The organism is Acidovorax sp. 100 (assembly GCF_003688355.1).
Taxonomy (GTDB): Bacteria; Pseudomonadota; Gammaproteobacteria; order Burkholderiales; family Burkholderiaceae_C; genus Acidovorax; species Acidovorax delafieldii.
In genome coordinates this window covers 2,495,979-2,512,145 of sequence record NZ_REFD01000001.1, presented here as the reverse complement: position 1 = coordinate 2,512,145, position 16,167 = coordinate 2,495,979, and the positions used below count along the sequence as shown (strand labels likewise).

Genomic DNA, 16,167 nt, shown 5'->3' with positions numbered 1-16,167 from the left:
ATGTCCTCCGAAACCCTTTCTCCATCCCACTGGGCGCTGGGCCGCCTGAGCTGGGACGCCGTACCGATGGCGCATGAGCCCATCGTGCTGGCCACCTTCATTGCCGTGGTGTTGGGCGGCCTGGTCGTTCTGGCCGGCATCACCAAGTTCCGCCTGTGGGGACCCCTGTGGCGCGACTGGATCTGCAGCATTGACCACAAACGCATCGGCATCATGTACATGATCCTGGGCCTCGTGATGCTGCTGCGCGGCTTTGCCGACGCTGTGATGATGCGCCTGCAGCAGGCCATGGCCTTTGGCGACAACATGGGTTACCTGCCGCCGCACCACTACGACCAGATCTTCACCGCCCACGGCGTGATCATGATCTTCTTCGTGGCGATGCCGCTGGTCACCGGCCTGATGAACTACCTGGTGCCGCTGCAGATCGGCGCGCGCGACGTGTCGTTCCCGTTCCTGAACAACTTCAGCTTCTGGATGACCACGGCCGGCGCCGTGCTGGTGATGGTGTCGCTGTTCCTGGGCGAGTTCTCCACCTCCGGCTGGCTGGCACTGTCCAACCTGGGGGCGCAGAGCCCCAGCACCGGCCTGGACTACTACATCTGGGCGCTGCAGATAGCGGGGGTGGGCACGACGCTCTCGGGCATCAACCTGATCGTGACCATCATCAAGATGCGCGCGCCGGGCATGAGCCTGATGAAGATGCCCGTGTTCACCTGGACCGCCCTGTGCACCAACGCACTGATCGTGGCGTCGTTCCCAGTGCTCACGGCCGCGCTGGTGCTGATGTCACTGGACCGCTATGTCGGCACCAACTTCTTCACCAACGAGCTGGGTGGCAACCCCATGCTCTACGTGAACCTGATCTGGATCTGGGGCCACCCTGAGGTGTACATCCTGGTGCTGCCTGCGTTCGGTGTGTTCTCCGAAGTGGTCGCCACGTTCAGCAAAAAGCGCCTGTTCGGCTACACGTCCATGGTGTATGCCACGGTGTGTATCACCATCCTGTCGTACCTGGTGTGGCTGCACCACTTCTTCACCATGGGTTCGGGTGCCAGCGTGAACACCTTCTTCGGTATCACGACGATGATCATCTCGATCCCCACGGGCGCGAAGATCTTCAACTGGCTGTTCACCATGTACAAGGGCCGGATCCGCTTCGAGCTGCCCATGATGTGGACCGTGGCATTCATGGTCACGTTCGCCATCGGCGGCATGACGGGCGTGCTGCTGGCCGTGCCCCCGGCCGACTTCGTGCTGCACAACAGCCTGTTCCTGATCGCCCACTTCCACAACGTGATCATCGGCGGCGTGGTGTTTGCCATGTTTGCCGGCATCAACTACTGGTACCCCAAGGCGTTTGGCTACAAGCTGGACCGCACCTGGGGCGTGCGCTCCTTCTGGCTGTGGCTGGTGGGCTTCTGGGTGGCGTTCACGCCGCTGTATGTGCTGGGCCTGATGGGCGTCACCCGCCGTGCCAACCACTTCGAAGACCAGTCGCTGCAGATCTGGTTCGTCATCGCTGCCATCGGCGCGGCCATGATTGCCGCAGGCATTGGCTGCTTCCTGATCCAGCTGGTGGTCAGCTTCCTCAAGCGCGAACAACTGCGCGACTGGACGGGCGACCCCTGGGACGGCCGCACGCTGGAATGGGCCACCTCTTCGCCTCCACCCAACTACAACTTCGCCTTCACCCCCGTGGTGCACGAGATCGACGCGTGGTGGGACATGAAGAAGCACGGATACAAGCGTCCTCTGGCGGGCTTCCAGCCCATCCACATGCCTGCCAACACCGGCGCTGGCGTGGTGATCTCGGGGCTGTCGCTGGTGTTCGGCTTTGCACTGATCTGGCACATGTGGCTGCTGGCGGGCGTCTCGTTTGCGGCCGTCGTTCTGGCCGCCATCATCCACACGTTCAACTACAAGCGTGACTTCTACATCCCGGCATCCGAAGTGATCTCCACCGAAGAAGCCCGCACACTCCAACTGGCCCGCCATGTCTGATATCCGCATCCACGCTGGCGCCGCAGCAGGCGCCCTGGCCCCGCGCGAGTACCACCTCGCGCACGAGCCCCATCCTGAAAACGGCACGGCCCTGGGTTTCTGGCTGTACCTGATGAGCGACTGTCTCATCTTTGCAGCACTGTTCGCCACCTACGGCGTGCTGGGCCGCAGCTATGCCGCAGGCCCCACCGGCGCGCAGCTGTTCGACCTGACCCTGGTGGCCATCAACACCGCCTTCCTGCTGCTGTCGTCCATCACCTTCGGTTTTGCCATGCTGCGCAAGCAGCTGGGCGACGTGAAGGGCACGCTGCTGTGGCTGGCGGTCACGGGCGTGTTTGGCCTGTGCTTCCTGGGCCTGGAGCTGTATGAGTTCTCACACCTGCTGCACGAGGGCGCAGGCCCGCAGCGCAGTGCCTTCCTGTCGGCGTTCTTCACGCTGGTGGGCACCCACGGCCTGCACGTCACCTTCGGCCTGATCTGGCTGGTGGTGCTGATGGTCCAGATTGGCAAGCATGGCCTGATCCCCGAGAACAACCGCCGCCTGATGTGCCTGTCCATGTTCTGGCACTTCTTGGACGTGGTCTGGATCGGCGTTTTCACCTTTGTGTACCTGATGGGGGTGCTGTAAATGAGCGCACAACACGCAACACACGCGCACGATGCGCATGGGCATGACGATCACCACCACGACGCAGGCCCCCACAGCACCTTTTCGGGCTATGTGATGGGGTTTGTGCTGTCCGTCATCCTCACGGCCATTCCCTTCTGGCTGGTGATGGCCAAGGTGATTGCAGACCGCAACACGGCTGTGCTGGTGCTGGGCGGCTTCGCCGTGATCCAGATCCTGGTGCACATGGTGTTCTTCCTGCACATGAACGGCAAGATCGAAGGCGGCTGGACGCTGCTGTCCACCATCTTCACAGTGGTGTTCGTGGCCATCGCGATCGCGGGGACCTTGTGGGTGATGTTCCACATGAACGCCAACATGATGCCCGAGCACCCCACGCCCACGCCGCCCACGCACGAGGCGCCTGGACACTCCACGCCCTGATGCCTGCAGCCCCCACCACCATGGCACTGCCGCGCCGGGGGTTGCGCCGCGCAGTCCTGCTGGTGCTGGGCATGGCCCTGTTCCTGGGCTTTGTGTCGCTGGGCACCTGGCAGGTCCAGCGCCGTGCCTGGAAGCTGGATCTCATCGAAAGAGTAGACCGACGGGTGCACGCCGCACCAGCCGCCTTGCCCACTGTGGAGCAATGGTCTGACATCCGTGCCGCACAGCATGAGTACCTGCCGGTGGTCTTTCAGGGCCACTGGCTGCCCGGCAAAACGGTGCTGACGCAGGCGGTCACCGAGCTGGGCGCGGGGTTCTGGGTAATGACGGCCCTGCAACGGGATGACGGTACCCAGGTGCTGGTGAACCGGGGCTTTGTGCCCCAGGAGCAACGCGCCCAATGGCTGGAGGCCCAGCCACCCGCCGAGGGCACGGCCACCGTCCAGGGGCTGTTGCGCATGCCAGAGCCAGGCGGCGGCTTTCTGCGCACCAACGACCCGGCGCAACAGCGCTGGTATTCGCGCGACGTAGCGGCCATCAGCAGCGCGCTGGGTCTGACCCGGGCGGCTCCATTTTTTGTGGACGCCGGACTTCCGGGTACCGCAGCGGCGTCTTCAGCCGCCTCCGGCTGGCCCCGCGCTGGCCTGACCGTCATCCGGTTCCACAACAGCCACCTGGTGTACGCCCTGACCTGGTATGGTCTTGCGCTCATGGTTGTCGTTGCCGGCTGGTATGTGGCACGCTATGAGCGCCGCCTGGGCGCACGGGCCACCAGCCGCCTCCCGACCCACGATGAACACCCTCCCACAACGCCCTGACCCTGCGCTGGCCACTGCGCCGCGCAATGCACGTTCCGCCGACGCCGCCGCCGGGATCAAGAACCTCCAGCAACTGATCGAGCTGCGCTGGATTGCAGTGGTGGGCCAGGTGTTCACCATCGAGATGGCGCACTACAGCCTGGGCTTGAAGCTGCCGCTGCAGGAGATGCTGCTCGTGGTCGGCTGCCTGGCGGTCTTCAACGTGGTGAGCCTGCTGCGCCTGCGCACGGGCCGAGCGGTGCGCAATGTGGAGCTGTTTCTGGCGCTGCTGATTGACGTGGCGGTGCTCACGGTGCAGCTGTACCTGAGCGGTGGCACCAGCAACCCCTTCGTGTTCTTGTACCTGTTGCAGATCACGCTCGGCGCCGTGCTGCTGCGCGGTGCCTACATCTGGTCCATCGTGATCATCACCGTCCTGTGCTTTGCGGCGCTGGCAGACCACCACCTGCCACTGGCCCTGCCCCAGGATCTGCACCAGGGCCTGTCGAGCCTGTATGTGCTTGGGCTGCTGGTGTGTTTTGTGCTCAACGCCACGCTGGTGATGGTGTTCATCACCCGCATCAACCGCAACCTGCGCGAGCGCGATGCCCGCCTGGCGGCCGCACGCCGGCGCCGCGTGGAAGAAGAGCACATCGTGCGCATGGGCCTGTTGGCGTCCGGCGCTGCGCACGAACTGGGCACCCCGCTGTCCACCCTTGCGGTGATCCTGGGCGACTGGCAACACGACAAGCGGCTGGCCAGCAACGCCGCTCTCAAGGAAGACATTGCCGAGATGCAGACCCAGGTGCAACGGTGCAAAAGCATCGTGAGCGGCATCCTGCTCTCGGCGGGTGAAACGCGCGGCGAGGCGTCGGTGCAGACCACTGTGCGCAAGTTTGTCGATGCGCTGGCACAGGAGTGGCGCAGCACCCGCACGATCCCCCAGTTTGACTACGACAACGACTTCGGCACCGACACGCCCATGGTGTCGGACACCACCCTCAAGCAAATGGTTTTCAATGTGCTGGACAATGCACGCGACGCCTCGCCAGGCTGGGTGCGGCTGGCGGTCACGCGCAATGCCGACGCCCTGTGCATGACCGTGACCGATGCCGGCCCCGGCTTTGCGCCCGACATGCTGTCCAAGCTGGGTACTCCCTACCAGTCCTCCAAAAACCGCCCCGGCGGTGGTCTGGGCCTGTATCTGGTGCTGAACGTGGCCCGAACCCTGGGCGGCAGCGTGGAGGCGCGCAACCGTCCCGAAGGGGGCGCACAGGTGACCATCGAATTGCCCCTGGCCTCGATTGCGCTTCCCCCGAAGGTATGAATGAACGAAAGAACCCACCGTGGACACTGAAGAAGCGCAACGACAGCTGCTGATCGTCGAGGACGACGAAGCCTTTGCGCGCACGCTGGCCCGCTCGTTTGAACGGCGCGGCTACAGCGTGTTGCAGGCAGCGAGCCTGGCCGACGTAGAGGTGTTGCTGGAGCAGCACCAGCCCGGTTATGCGGTGGTGGACCTCAAGCTCAAGGGAGAGGCCTCAGGCCTGGCCTGCGTGCAGACACTGCACGCCGCTGACGACGAGATGCTGATCGTGGTGCTCACGGGTTTTGCCAGCATTGCCACCGCCGTGGAAGCCGTGAAACTGGGCGCGTGCCACTATCTCGCCAAGCCCTCCAACACCGACGACATTGAAGCTGCGTTTGGACTCAAGGAAGGCAATGCCGAGGTGGAACTGACCAACCGTTCCAGTTCCATCAAGACGCTGGAATGGGAACGCATCAACGAGGTGCTGGCTGAAACAGGCTTCAACCTGTCAGAGGCCGCGCGGCGCCTGGGTATGCACCGCCGCACCCTCACACGCAAGCTCGAAAAGAAACAGGTGCGTTAGCCCCAACGGCTTTGGACCCGCCCTCCCCTGTTTCGGTGCCGATCCATCTCGCGGGGCGCAATCTGCACGGCCGGTCACGCGCTCCCTTGGCTCCCAAACAGCACTCAGGCAGCCTCAGGCACCGCCTTCAGCATCTGCTGCTCGAAAGCGCGCAAACGCTTGTAGATCGATATCTGTTCCACCACCGTGCTCCAGTTCAGCACCAGAAACTGGAACGACTCCAGCACCTTGTCAAAGGCCCGGGCAATCTGCTGCATCACCCCCAGGGTGATCACCCCCGCGATCAGCGTGGGGCCCAACGCCACCAGAGGCACCAGCACACTCACCTGCAGGTAGGACCACTTCACCACATCGAAGTACAGGTAGTGGAAAAACAGCCGGAAGTAATTGCGGCGCACGCCCGCGAACAGCTCAGCCGCCGTCGGCGGAGAAGCCCGGTTCGGGTCGTCCTCGCCCAACACCAGCTCCTTGCGGTACGCCGCCTCCACCCGCTGGTTGTGAAACTCCAGCCCCGGTAGCTTCACCCCCACGCAGGCCAGCAGCAGCGTGCCCCCCAGTGACCAGGCCAGTGCGACCCAGACCAGGGAATGCGGAACGGCGCCGATCAAGGGCAGCGCAGTGACTTTGTCGGACAACGTCCAGAGCACCGGCAGAAAGGCCCCGAGCGTCATGAGGCTGCGCATGAAACTCAGGCCCAGATCTTCCATGGTGCGGGCGAAACGCATGGTGTCCTCCTGCACACGCTGTGCCGCACCTTCGATGTGCCGCAGGCGTGGCCAGGCCGCCATGTAATGCTCATTCATCGCCTGCCGCCAACGAAAGATGTAGTGTTTGCTGAAAAAATCCGCCAGCACCGCCGTCGTCACATAGATCATGGCAATGCGCGCGAAGGTTGCAAGCTGTCCCCAGAACTCCTCTGCGGTGATGCTGCCAGGCTTACCCAGAGCCTCCTGTATGAGATCGTAAAAGCTGCCGAACCAGTCGTTGATCTGCACGTCCAGCTGCACACGGTAAGCCGTGGCCAGAAGAATGACGAGAGAACCCAAGATGGACCAGGCCCACCAGCGGCGGGCGAAAAAGAAGGACTTGAACATCGTAGTGCCGTGTTGGAATGGTTCTGCGAATTCTGAGTGCCACACGCAATGATCGTTCCGCGGCAAACAACGCCGCCGATCATCTGCCGCCGGGGCAGACGCCGACACATCAGCCGTCGCACCGAGCACAGCCCCAGCGCCAGGCCTTGGCTAGCGCGGCCGGGTCCTTTCCTCCAGCCATTCCTGAGCCGCCTGCTGCCCACCCCAGCGCGCCCAATCCAACGCGCTCTTTCCGTGCGGATCTTTTTGCGAAAGATCCACCCCCTGCTCATCCAGCCAACGCAGCACAGCCACCTGTCCTTTGGCCGCAGCCAGCACGGCGGGGGTCTCGCCCCGGCTGGCGGGGGCGGGTTCGGTCAGCGATTGCCCTTGCTCTTTGAGCCAATCCAGGCACGGCACACAGCCGCTCTGCGCGGCCATGTGCACGGGGCCCCAGTCCCAGCGGTTGCGGGCTTGCAGGCTGGCACCTGCCTGCACCAGGCGTTGCGCCACCACCAGATGGCCGCCATAAAAGGCCCGCAGCAGGGCCGTGTCACCACGCTCACTGTCTTTGGCCGTCTGCCGCAAATCGGGCTGGGCCCCAGCCTGCAACAGCGCCTCCACATGCGCCAACTGCCCCCGGTGGGCGGCCAGCATCAGCACGGAGGAGCCGGTGTCTGCCAGCAGGTTGGGGTTGGCGCCGTCGCGCAGGGCCTGCGCCAGTGCGCTGGCATCGCCCGCTTTCTGAGCGTCCATGAGGCGGGCATCTGCAGGCGCCCAAATGCGCGATGAGGCCACTGCCGCAGGGACTTGCAGCACCGCGCTGCGACCTGCCCACCACAACGCACGCCCGCCATGGGCCCACCATACGAGCAAGCCAAAAGCCAAAAGCCATGCCCAGCCACCCCAGGCTGCACGTGAATGGGCCGCCACCTGGGGCCGCTGCGCCCCTGGCGTGAAGCGCCCCCGCCGGTCCAGCCACGCACGGGCTACCGCCTGGCCCACGGCCTGCGCGGCGGCAGTGCCGCTCAGCCCTGGCGTCAGCGTTTGCGAATGCCCTGACGCATCCTTGCCCAGCACCGCGTGGTAGGCCTGAGTCCCCGCCGTGAACTGCAGCTTGTGCACCAGCGACTGGCTGGATTCGCCTGGCAAGGTTGCCGCGCGAGACCAAACCCAAGAGCCGCGACGCACAACCAGGCCGTCGTCTTGCACCCGCAGCGTCCACCGCAGGGTGGCGGCATGCAAGGCCCAGGCGGGCAGCACCAACAAAGCCAACCAACCCCAAAAGCCGCTCGGCAGCACCAGGGCGCTGGGCTGGATGCGGTCGTTCACCCACCACTCCAACGCCAGCAAAGCCACAGCCACCGCCGCGGACCAGCGCCAAGCAGTCTGCTCGAACGCGAGGGACCAGGCGTCTGGCGTTTCGCTCAAACGCACGCCAGGGGGAAAAAAGCCTGGAGATTCAGCGGACTTCACCGTACCCAGCGAATCCAACGACTGAGAGGCGGCATCGCGCCCCAATGCGGGTGGTTCGATGGGGACTTCCTGTTCCCACTGTGCCCGCCGGTCAAAGCGGTCCGGCACCGAAGCAGCCTCAGCCCAGGACGGGATGGCGGCCTGGACCGCCAAGTCGTACGCCAACTCCAGCGCACCATCGGCACGCACCAGTTCCAGCCGCCAGTCCACCCGGTCGCCACCGCGCCGCGCACCGTGGGTGGGGGCGTCATCAGGCAGGTCAAAACGAGCTACCAAGCGCATGCCGCCCTCGCCCGTCGGCTGGCGCCGCGCCGTGGCCTTCAGCACCTCCACCTGGCGCTCGGGCGAGCCGGAGCTGGATTCGTCCACACGGTATTGCGCCACTTGCAGGCGCAAGTTTTCAGCCCCGGCTTGCTGCACAGCCCGCGCAGGCTGCACCAGCGTGATTTCGACCGATCGCCCCGCCGTGGGCCGCGAAGGCAGGGCCGTCATACCAACCCCCTGGTAGCGCCAGGCCTTGCGGCTGTTCTGCCAAGCAGCAGCGACCAAGCCCACGCCGATCACCACAAAGACGCCCATGAAGCCCTTGGCCCACCAGGGCCCTTTGCCGTCCGACCAGAACAAGGCGGCCATGGGGAAAGCGATGCCGCACCAGAACACCGCGAAGAACCACAACGCCCCCTGCCCCTTGGCCACGGAATGCGTTGGCTCCAGGTCTGGCACATCGCCCTGGGGGCGCCTCAAGATGCGCAGAAACAACCATGCAGCAGTCACCCCGGCGCCGGTGAACACCAGGGCAAACGGCAGCCGAAAAATCTGCAGCCGCCAGCGGATGCTGCGGTCCAGCAGAGCCTGGGCCGGGGCCTGGGGGTTGACCCAGGCGGTGATGAATTCGCCCCGCTCCTGCGCTTGGAGCAGGGTGCGGTGCCATTGCGCCTGCCAGTCGCCCACGTTGTCGGCACTGGAGTTCGGGTCCAGCCCCACGCGCTGCGCTTCGTACGTTTGGCTCGCCACCGTGTAGCGGTACCGGGCCAGCACCTGGTAGGTGGTGCCCCCCTCGCTGCCCGCGTGCTGCTTCAGTTGCACATCCAGCACCTGGGCCGGCACAGGCTGCCATGAGCGCACCGTCCAGGCTGCCTGCGCCGTTTCAGCCAAGGGGCGCAAACCTGCCCAATACCCGCCGGCACCGAACACCACCGCAAAGATGGCGCAGAAAACCAGCAAAACCCCTCGTCCCATTGTGTTGCCTATAGCTCCCTCCTTTTGTTGTTGTTATGGATGTCTTGTTATGGGCTCCAGCATAGTGACGAATGGATGACGTTTGTGTGACACCCAAGGTGGGCCAAAAAAAACGGCCCCTGAGGGCCGCTTCTGTTGCGCAAAGAACGCGAGGATCAGGCGGTGACGCCCTTGGCGGTTTCTGCGTACTCTTCGATCTGGTCGAAGTTCAGGTACTTGTAGATCGACGCGCCGTCCTTGTTCACGATGCCCATGGCTTCGTGGTATTCGGCCACCGTGGGGATCTTGCCCAGCTTGGACGCGATGGCGGCCAGCTCGGCAGAGGCCAGGAACACGTTGGTGTTCTTGCCCAGGCGGTTGGGGAAGTTGCGGGTGGAGGTGGACACCACCGTAGCGCCTTCGCGCACCTGTGCCTGGTTGCCCATGCACAGCGAGCAGCCGGGCATTTCGGTACGGGCACCGGCGGCACCGAAGTTGGCGTAGTGGCCTTCCTTGATCAGCTCGCTTTCGTCCATCTTCGTGGGCGGTGCCACCCACAGCTTGACGGGAATGTCACGGCTACCGCCGAGCAGCTTGGCGGCTGCGCGGAAGTGGCCGATGTTGGTCATGCAAGAGCCGATGAAGGCTTCATCGATCTTGGTGCCAGCCACTTCCGACAGGGTTTTGGCGTCGTCCGGGTCGTTGGGGCAGCACAGGATGGGTTCCTTGATGTCGGCCAGATCGATCTCGATGACGGCGGCGTATTCCGCATCCTTGTCAGCTTCGAGCAGGTTGGGGTTGGCCAGCCAGGCCTCGACCTTCTCGATGCGGCGCTGCAGAGTGCGGGCGTCTGCGTAACCGTCGGCGATCATGTTCTTCATCAGCACCACGTTGCTGGTCAGGTATTCCTTGACCGGCTCGGGGTTGAGCTTGATGGTGCAACCGGCGGCGGAACGCTCTGCAGAAGCGTCCGACAGCTCAAACGCTTGCTCGACCTTCAGGTTGGGCAAGCCTTCGATTTCCAGAATGCGGCCCGAGAAGATGTTCTTCTTGCCCGCCTTGGCCACCGTCAGCAGACCGGCCTTGATCGCATACAGAGGAATGGCATGCACCAAGTCGCGCAGCGTCACGCCCGGCTGCATTTCGCCCTTGAAACGCACCAGCACCGACTCGGGCATGTCCAGAGGCATCACCCCCGTAGCAGCGCCGAAAGCCACCAGGCCAGAGCCTGCGGGGAACGAAATACCGATGGGGAAACGCGTGTGCGAGTCGCCGCCCGTACCCACGGTGTCAGGCAGCAGCAGGCGGTTGAGCCAGCTGTGGATCACGCCGTCGCCAGGACGCAGAGCCACGCCGCCACGGTTGCTGATGAACGCAGGCAGTTCGCGGTGGGTCTTCACGTCCACGGGCTTGGGGTAGGCCGCCGTGTGGCAGAACGACTGCATGACCAGATCGGCCGAGAAGCCCAGGCAGGCCAGGTCTTTCAGCTCGTCGCGGGTCATCGGACCGGTGGTGTCTTGCGAGCCCACGGTCGTCATCTTGGGTTCGCAGTAGGTACCGGGGCGCACGCCCTGGCCTTCCGGCAGACCCACGGCGCGGCCAACCATCTTCTGAGCGAGGGTGAAGCCAGCCTTCGAAGCGGCAGGTGCCTGGGGCAGGCGGAACAGCGTGGAGGCTGGCAGGCCCAGGAACTCGCGGGCCTTGGCCGTCAGCGAACGGCCGATGATGAGGTTGATACGGCCGCCCGCACGCACTTCGTCAAACAGCACATCGCTCTTGAGCTTGAACTCGGCCACGGTGGCACCGTTCTTCACGATCTTGCCGTCGTAGGGCAGGATGTCGACCACGTCGCCCATTTCGAGCTTGGATACATCGACTTCGATCGGCAGCGAGCCCGAATCTTCTTGCGTGTTGAAGAAGATGGGAGCGATCTTGCCGCCCAGCGTGACACCACCAAACCGCTTGTTCGGCACAAACGGGATGTCCTGGCCCGTGGCCCAGATCACACTGTTGGTGGCCGACTTGCGGCTGGAACCGGTGCCCACCACGTCGCCCACGTAGGCCACGAGGTTGCCCTTCTTCTTGAGGTCTTCGATGAACTGCATCGGACCACGCTTGCCGTCTTCTTCGGGCTTGAACGCCGCATCAGGGCGGGTGTTCTTCAGCATGGCCAGGTAGTGCAGCGGGATGTCTGGGCGGCTCCAGGCATCCGGTGCGGGCGACAGGTCGTCGGTGTTGGTCTCACCGGGCACCTTGAACACCGTGACGGTAATCTTCTTCTCGACCTCAGGACGGGTGGTGAACCACTCGGCATCGGCCCAGCTCTTGATGACTTCCTGCGCCTTGGCGTTGCCTGCCTTGGCTTTCACAGCGACGTCATTGAAGAAGTCGAACATCAGCAGCGTCTTCTTCAGACCCTCTGCGGCCACACCAGCCACTTCGGCATCGTCCAGCAACTCGATCAGCGGGTGCACGTTGTAGCCACCCACCATAGTGCCCAGCAGTTCCGTGGCCTTGGCCTTGGAGATCAGACCCACGGTGATGTCGCCGTGCGCCACGGCAGCCAGGAAGCTGGCCTTGACCTTGGCAGCGTCGTCCACGCCAGGCGGCACGCGATGGGTGAGCAGGTCCAGCAAAAAGGCCTCTTCACCAGCGGGTGGGTTCTTGATCAATTCGATCAGCTCAGCCACCTGCTTGGCGTCCAGGGGCAGAGGGGGGATACCCAGTGCGGCGCGTTCGGCAGCATGGTCTCGGTAGGCTTTCAACATTGTTTTCTCCAGTTGCGTTCTAAAGTGGGGCGTAGCGTGTAGCGGTGGGCTCGGCACACACCAGTCGTTGATGGGTGCGCGCGGTTTTTATTTGGTGGCGGGCAGCGGGTCCAGCACGCTCACAGGCGGGTTCTTCTTGATGGCTTCTGCCACCACCACCTGCTCAGGGCTCATGCACTCGTCAGCCAGACGCTGACCCGCGCGCTGGTTCATCAGCATGGATTTGTTGGCGATCTGCAGCCACACGGCACCACCCTTGGCGTCCTCCAGGCGCACCGTGCCCGTGGTCGTGGCCACCGGCGACATGTAGTACTTGAAACCCTTGCCTTCCACATGGAAGTGGCCTGGGGTGGCGGGATCGGCTGTCACAGTGACAAAAGCACCGAGCTCGCAGGGCATGCGCCCCACGTGCACGCGCTCCGCAATCGCCAGTTCGGCGGGCGACAGGGCTGCTTCAGCGGCGATGATGCCGGCCGCCACCTGGTTGGTGGCGCTCTTGAGCTGGGTACGGCTGCTGGTGGGTTCGGCCTTGGCAGTGGCATGGCTCTTGGCGGGAGCCTTGGCTGCGGTCTTGCCATCTGCTGGCTTGGCGGCCGTCTTGGCGGTTGGCTTGGCAGCGGGTTTGGCTGCAGCCTTGGTGTCGGACTTGGCCGCTGGCTGGGCTGTTGTTTGTGCCAAGGCAAAGGCCGGAGCCAGCAACATGAGAGCGGAGGCAATGACGAATTTCATGGGAAGTCCTGCGTGGAAATGTCCAGGGGTGTTCACGATGGAACGAGAGTCGATGCGTCAAACCAGTGACGCACCGCCAAGGGTAGTGCGCGCCCAGTGCTGTGGGCGCGCTCCAGAATCTGCCAATAAAAGCGGTAGCTGGCACGGTCATGCAATACCCCATCCACACTGATGGGTGCCCAGTCCTCCGAGGCTGCCGCCGAAATGATCCGGGCTGCGGTGTCGATATCGTCCTGCAGGGGCGCAAAGGCCTGCAGGATGGTGCGGATCTGCGCCGGATGGATGCTCCACATCCGTGTGTAGCCCAGCTCGCGCGATGCGCGGCCGGCAGCACCTTGCAGGGCTGCCATGTCCGAAAACTCAGTCACCACGCAATGGGAAGGCACCTTGCCATGCGCGTGGCACGCCGAGGCGATTTCGAGCTTGGCACGCACCACCAGCGGGTGCGTGAACTGCCCGGCAGAGGTCATTGCCTGCGCGGGAATGGCGCCTCCATGGGCGGACACAAAATCCATGAGGCCAAAACTCAGGCTCTGGACGCGGGGATGGGAAGCGATTTCAAACGCGCGCTGCACGGCAGCGGGGGATTCGATCAACACATGCAGAGGCACATGAGCCGCCGACGCGCGCTCCAACGCACGTTCAGCCATCAGCACATCATCCACCGACTCGACCTTGGGCACCATGAGATGGCACAGCCTGTGTCCTGCCTCGCCCACAATAGTGGCGACATCATTGGCAAAAGCGGGGTGATCCACCGCATGAACACGAGCCGCTACCCGAGCCTCTGGAGCCGCAGCGGCTGCCAGGCGTGCCACCAGCGACGCATGCTGGGACTCCAGCCCGACAGGCGCACCATCTTCACAATCGAGAGTGACATCAAAGACGCAGGTGCCAAATTCCTGCGTCATCTCTGCCTGCAATTGCAGGCTTTTGCGCATGCGCACTTCCACGCCGCTGTAGTGGTCGCAGACTGGCAGAAAACCGGTCTGCGCCTGGGCGCCGAGCAACACATCGCGCGGATGGACGGACGCAACGCCCGGCCCCGGTACAGAGGCTTGGACGGCCCGAAGGCCCGATGCCAAAGGCGTCGGCTGCATCGCGTCGTTTACCAGCTTGATTACAGCAGGTGCTTGACGCCGTCTTGCTCGCCTTGCAGTTCGGCCAGCGTGATGTTGATACGCTCTTGCGAGAACGCGTCGATGTCCAGACCTTCAACAATCTTGTACTCGCCGTTTTCGCAGGTCACGGGGAAACCAAACATCGTGTCCTTGGGAATGCCGTATTCGCCGTTGGATGGAACACCCATGGTGACCCACTTGCCGTTGGTGCCCAGGGCCCAGTCGCGCATGTGGTCGATGGCTGCATTGGCTGCAGACGCTGCCGACGACAGGCCACGGGCTTCAATGATGGCGGCGCCGCGCTTGCCAACGGTGGGCAGGAATGTGTTGGCGTTCCACTCCTGGTCGTTGATCATCTTGGCCACGCTCTCGCCCTTGATGGTGGCAAAACGGTAGTCAGCGTACATCGTGGGCGAGTGGTTGCCCCACACGGTCAGCTTTTCAATGTCGGCCACAGCCTTGCCGGTCTTGGCAGCGATCTGGCTGGCAGCGCGGTTGTGGTCCAGGCGCAGCATGGCCGTGAAGTTCTTGCGTGGCAGGTCAGGGGCCGACTTCATGGCGATGTAGGCATTGGTGTTGGCAGGGTTGCCCACCACCAGCACCTTCACGTCACGCGAAGCCACGGCATTCAGGGCCTTGCCTTGTGCCGTGAAGATGGCGCCGTTGACGGCCAGCAGCTCGGCACGCTCCATGCCAGGGCCACGTGGGCGCGAGCCGACCAGCAGTGCGTAGTCGGCATCCTTGAAGGCTGTCATGGGATCGCTGTGGGCGGTCATTTCGACGAGCAGCGGGAAGGCGCAGTCGTCCAGCTCCATCATCACGCCCTTGAGCGCCTTTTGAGGGCCTTCGACAGGGACTTCGAGCAATTGCAGAATGACCGGCTGGTCCTTGCCCAGCATTTCGCCGGAGGCGATACGGAACAGCAGTGCGTAACCGATTTGACCGGCGGCGCCGGTGACAGCAACGCGAACGGGCTTCTTGCTCATGGTGAAAACTCCAGGAAGTGAGGAAAACAGGTGTGAGTGCAACGCAAGCACCAGCGCCTGTCACCAGTAGCCCGTGCCCCGCAAAACAGCATTGGAGTTTACCCCTGATTGGACACCCCGGTCAATTTGTCTTATGTCTTATATAAGATATGATTGCACCCCGTTTGTCGTTCGATTGTCATGTGGCAACCGCACTGCCGCACCACAACACACGCACAACTTACAGATCCCACACCATGTCATCGCTTCCGTTCGCAGCAGACAGCCCCGCGCCCCCCCAGAGCGCAGCGGGAGCCGCCACGCCAGCGTTCAGCCCGCTGTACCAACAGATCAAGGGGCTGATCCTGCAAAGCCTGCAGCAGGGCGAATGGAAGCCTGGCGAGGCCATTCCGAGCGAAATGGAGCTGGCTGCACGTTTTCGCGTCAGCCAGGGCACCGTACGCAAGGCGATTGACGAACTGGCCGCAGAGAACCTGGTGATGCGCCGGCAGGGCAAAGGCACTTTTGTTGCCACCCACGCCGAGCAGCATGTGCAGTACCGATTTCTCAAGCTGCTGCCCGACACCGGAGACGCGCGCGTGGAAGGCCCTGCGCAGCGCCGCGTGATCGATTGCCGCCGCGTGCGGGCCAACGCCGATGTGGCCCGCGCACTGGCGCTGCGCAGCGGCGATGCCGTCATGCAGGCCCGGCGCATCCTGTCGTTTGCTGGAGTGCCCACCATTTTGGAAGACATCTGGCTGCCCGGACAAGCCTTCAAAGGCCTCACGGCCGAGCAGCTCGCCAACTACCAGGGACCGACCTACGCCATGTTCGAACTCGACTTTGGCGTGCGCATGGTGCGGGCCGAAGAAAAAATCCGCGCCGTGCTGCCCGACGAGGAACAAGCCCAACTGCTGCAAATCACACCCGTGACACCGCTGCTGAGCGTCGAGCGCATTGCCTACACCTACAACGATGTTCCCATGGAGTTACGCCGTGGGCTGTATCGCACCGATACCCACCACTACCGTAATGAATTGAGCTGACAGCAGGCTGGCACCCGAGCATTAACG

Annotated in this window: 13 protein-coding genes; 7 read left to right on the top strand and 6 right to left on the bottom strand. The window is 63.7% G+C overall.

What is annotated here, in order from left to right; all coding sequences use genetic code 11:
• From cyoB to C8C96_RS11550, 6 genes are read left to right on the top strand one after another with little or no spacing between them, the layout of a single operon-like run.
• Positions 1–2,004 (top strand): cytochrome o ubiquinol oxidase subunit I, encoded by a 2,004-nt coding sequence (gene cyoB / locus C8C96_RS11575; protein WP_056064859.1) that lies wholly within the window; start codon positions 1–3, stop codon positions 2,002–2,004.
• On the top strand, positions 1,997–2,632 hold the full coding sequence (cyoC, locus tag C8C96_RS11570; RefSeq protein WP_015015041.1) for a cytochrome o ubiquinol oxidase subunit III: 636 nt from the start codon (positions 1,997–1,999) through the stop codon (positions 2,630–2,632). Before cyoB ends, cyoC begins: the two co-directional genes overlap by 8 nt.
• Positions 2,633–3,055: a cytochrome o ubiquinol oxidase subunit IV gene (cyoD, locus tag C8C96_RS11565; protein WP_056064862.1), complete on the top strand. Its 423-nt coding sequence runs from the start codon at positions 2,633–2,635 to the stop codon at positions 3,053–3,055. It abuts the gene before it with no gap.
• Positions 3,055–3,873, top strand: a complete 819-nt coding sequence (locus C8C96_RS11560) for an SURF1 family protein (protein WP_121942403.1) — start codon at positions 3,055–3,057, stop codon at positions 3,871–3,873. Before cyoD ends, C8C96_RS11560 begins: the two co-directional genes overlap by 1 nt.
• On the top strand, positions 3,848–5,179 hold the full coding sequence (locus C8C96_RS11555; RefSeq protein WP_056747020.1) for an ATP-binding protein: 1,332 nt from the start codon (positions 3,848–3,850) through the stop codon (positions 5,177–5,179). Before C8C96_RS11560 ends, C8C96_RS11555 begins: the two co-directional genes overlap by 26 nt.
• Before the next feature lie 19 nt (positions 5,180–5,198).
• Positions 5,199–5,744 carry a response regulator transcription factor gene (locus C8C96_RS11550; RefSeq protein ID WP_056064872.1) on the top strand — a complete coding sequence of 182 codons (546 nt, stop codon included), beginning with the start codon at positions 5,199–5,201 and terminating at the stop codon, positions 5,742–5,744.
• A gap of 104 nt (positions 5,745–5,848) precedes the next feature.
• On the opposite strand, the gene sbmA is transcribed toward C8C96_RS11550, so the two are convergent.
• The 6 genes from sbmA to C8C96_RS11520 all read right to left on the bottom strand — a co-directional run bounded on the left by sbmA (position 5,849) and on the right by C8C96_RS11520 (position 15,115).
• The gene (gene sbmA / locus C8C96_RS11545; RefSeq protein WP_121942402.1) at positions 5,849–6,838 is read right to left on the bottom strand and encodes a peptide antibiotic transporter SbmA; all 990 of its coding nucleotides are present in this window, start codon (positions 6,836–6,838) and stop codon (positions 5,849–5,851) included.
• A gap of 150 nt (positions 6,839–6,988) precedes the next feature.
• Positions 6,989–9,532, bottom strand: coding sequence for an ankyrin repeat domain-containing protein (locus C8C96_RS11540; RefSeq protein WP_121942401.1), 2,544 nt, complete (start codon positions 9,530–9,532; stop codon positions 6,989–6,991).
• A 155-nt stretch (positions 9,533–9,687) separates the two neighbouring features.
• Complete coding sequence (acnB, locus tag C8C96_RS11535) at positions 9,688–12,279, bottom strand: bifunctional aconitate hydratase 2/2-methylisocitrate dehydratase (RefSeq protein ID WP_121942400.1); 2,592 nt, start codon at positions 12,277–12,279, stop codon at positions 9,688–9,690.
• 87 nt (positions 12,280–12,366) lie between these two features.
• Positions 12,367–13,008 carry a hypothetical protein gene (locus C8C96_RS11530; protein WP_108498859.1) on the bottom strand — a complete coding sequence of 214 codons (642 nt, stop codon included), beginning with the start codon at positions 13,006–13,008 and terminating at the stop codon, positions 12,367–12,369.
• Between the two features lie 32 nt (positions 13,009–13,040).
• Entirely contained in the window at positions 13,041–14,108 is a 1,068-nt protein-coding gene (locus C8C96_RS11525) for a CoA ester lyase (protein WP_121942399.1), read from the bottom strand.
• Positions 14,109–14,128: 20 nt separating this feature from the next.
• Positions 14,129–15,115: a malate dehydrogenase gene (locus tag C8C96_RS11520; RefSeq protein ID WP_056064888.1), complete on the bottom strand. Its 987-nt coding sequence runs from the start codon at positions 15,113–15,115 to the stop codon at positions 14,129–14,131.
• 236 nt (positions 15,116–15,351) lie between these two features.
• On the opposite strand from C8C96_RS11520, the gene C8C96_RS11515 reads away from it, so the two are divergent.
• Positions 15,352–16,140, top strand: a complete 789-nt coding sequence (locus C8C96_RS11515) for a GntR family transcriptional regulator (protein ID WP_056064891.1) — start codon at positions 15,352–15,354, stop codon at positions 16,138–16,140.
• Positions 16,141–16,167 lie beyond the last annotated feature (27 nt).

Excerpts from the sequence above, each read along its gene's own strand:
- cyoB (WP_056064859.1), top strand. The coding sequence starts at position 1 with ATGTCCTCCGAAACCCTTTCTCCATCCCACTGGGCGCTGGGCCGCCTG.
- cyoC (WP_015015041.1), top strand. The coding sequence starts at position 1,997 with ATGTCTGATATCCGCATCCACGCTGGCGCCGCAGCAGGCGCCCTGGCC.
- cyoD (WP_056064862.1), top strand. The coding sequence starts at position 2,633 with ATGAGCGCACAACACGCAACACACGCGCACGATGCGCATGGGCATGAC.
- C8C96_RS11560 (WP_121942403.1), top strand. The coding sequence starts at position 3,055 with ATGCCTGCAGCCCCCACCACCATGGCACTGCCGCGCCGGGGGTTGCGC.
- C8C96_RS11555 (WP_056747020.1), top strand. The coding sequence starts at position 3,848 with ATGAACACCCTCCCACAACGCCCTGACCCTGCGCTGGCCACTGCGCCG.
- sbmA (WP_121942402.1), bottom strand. The coding sequence starts at position 6,838 with ATGTTCAAGTCCTTCTTTTTCGCCCGCCGCTGGTGGGCCTGGTCCATC.
- C8C96_RS11540 (WP_121942401.1), bottom strand. The coding sequence starts at position 9,532 with ATGGGACGAGGGGTTTTGCTGGTTTTCTGCGCCATCTTTGCGGTGGTG.
- acnB (WP_121942400.1), bottom strand. The coding sequence starts at position 12,279 with ATGTTGAAAGCCTACCGAGACCATGCTGCCGAACGCGCCGCACTGGGT.
- C8C96_RS11530 (WP_108498859.1), bottom strand. The coding sequence starts at position 13,008 with ATGAAATTCGTCATTGCCTCCGCTCTCATGTTGCTGGCTCCGGCCTTT.
- C8C96_RS11525 (WP_121942399.1), bottom strand. The coding sequence starts at position 14,108 with ATGCAGCCGACGCCTTTGGCATCGGGCCTTCGGGCCGTCCAAGCCTCT.
- C8C96_RS11520 (WP_056064888.1), bottom strand. The coding sequence starts at position 15,115 with ATGAGCAAGAAGCCCGTTCGCGTTGCTGTCACCGGCGCCGCCGGTCAA.
- C8C96_RS11515 (WP_056064891.1), top strand. The coding sequence starts at position 15,352 with ATGTCATCGCTTCCGTTCGCAGCAGACAGCCCCGCGCCCCCCCAGAGC.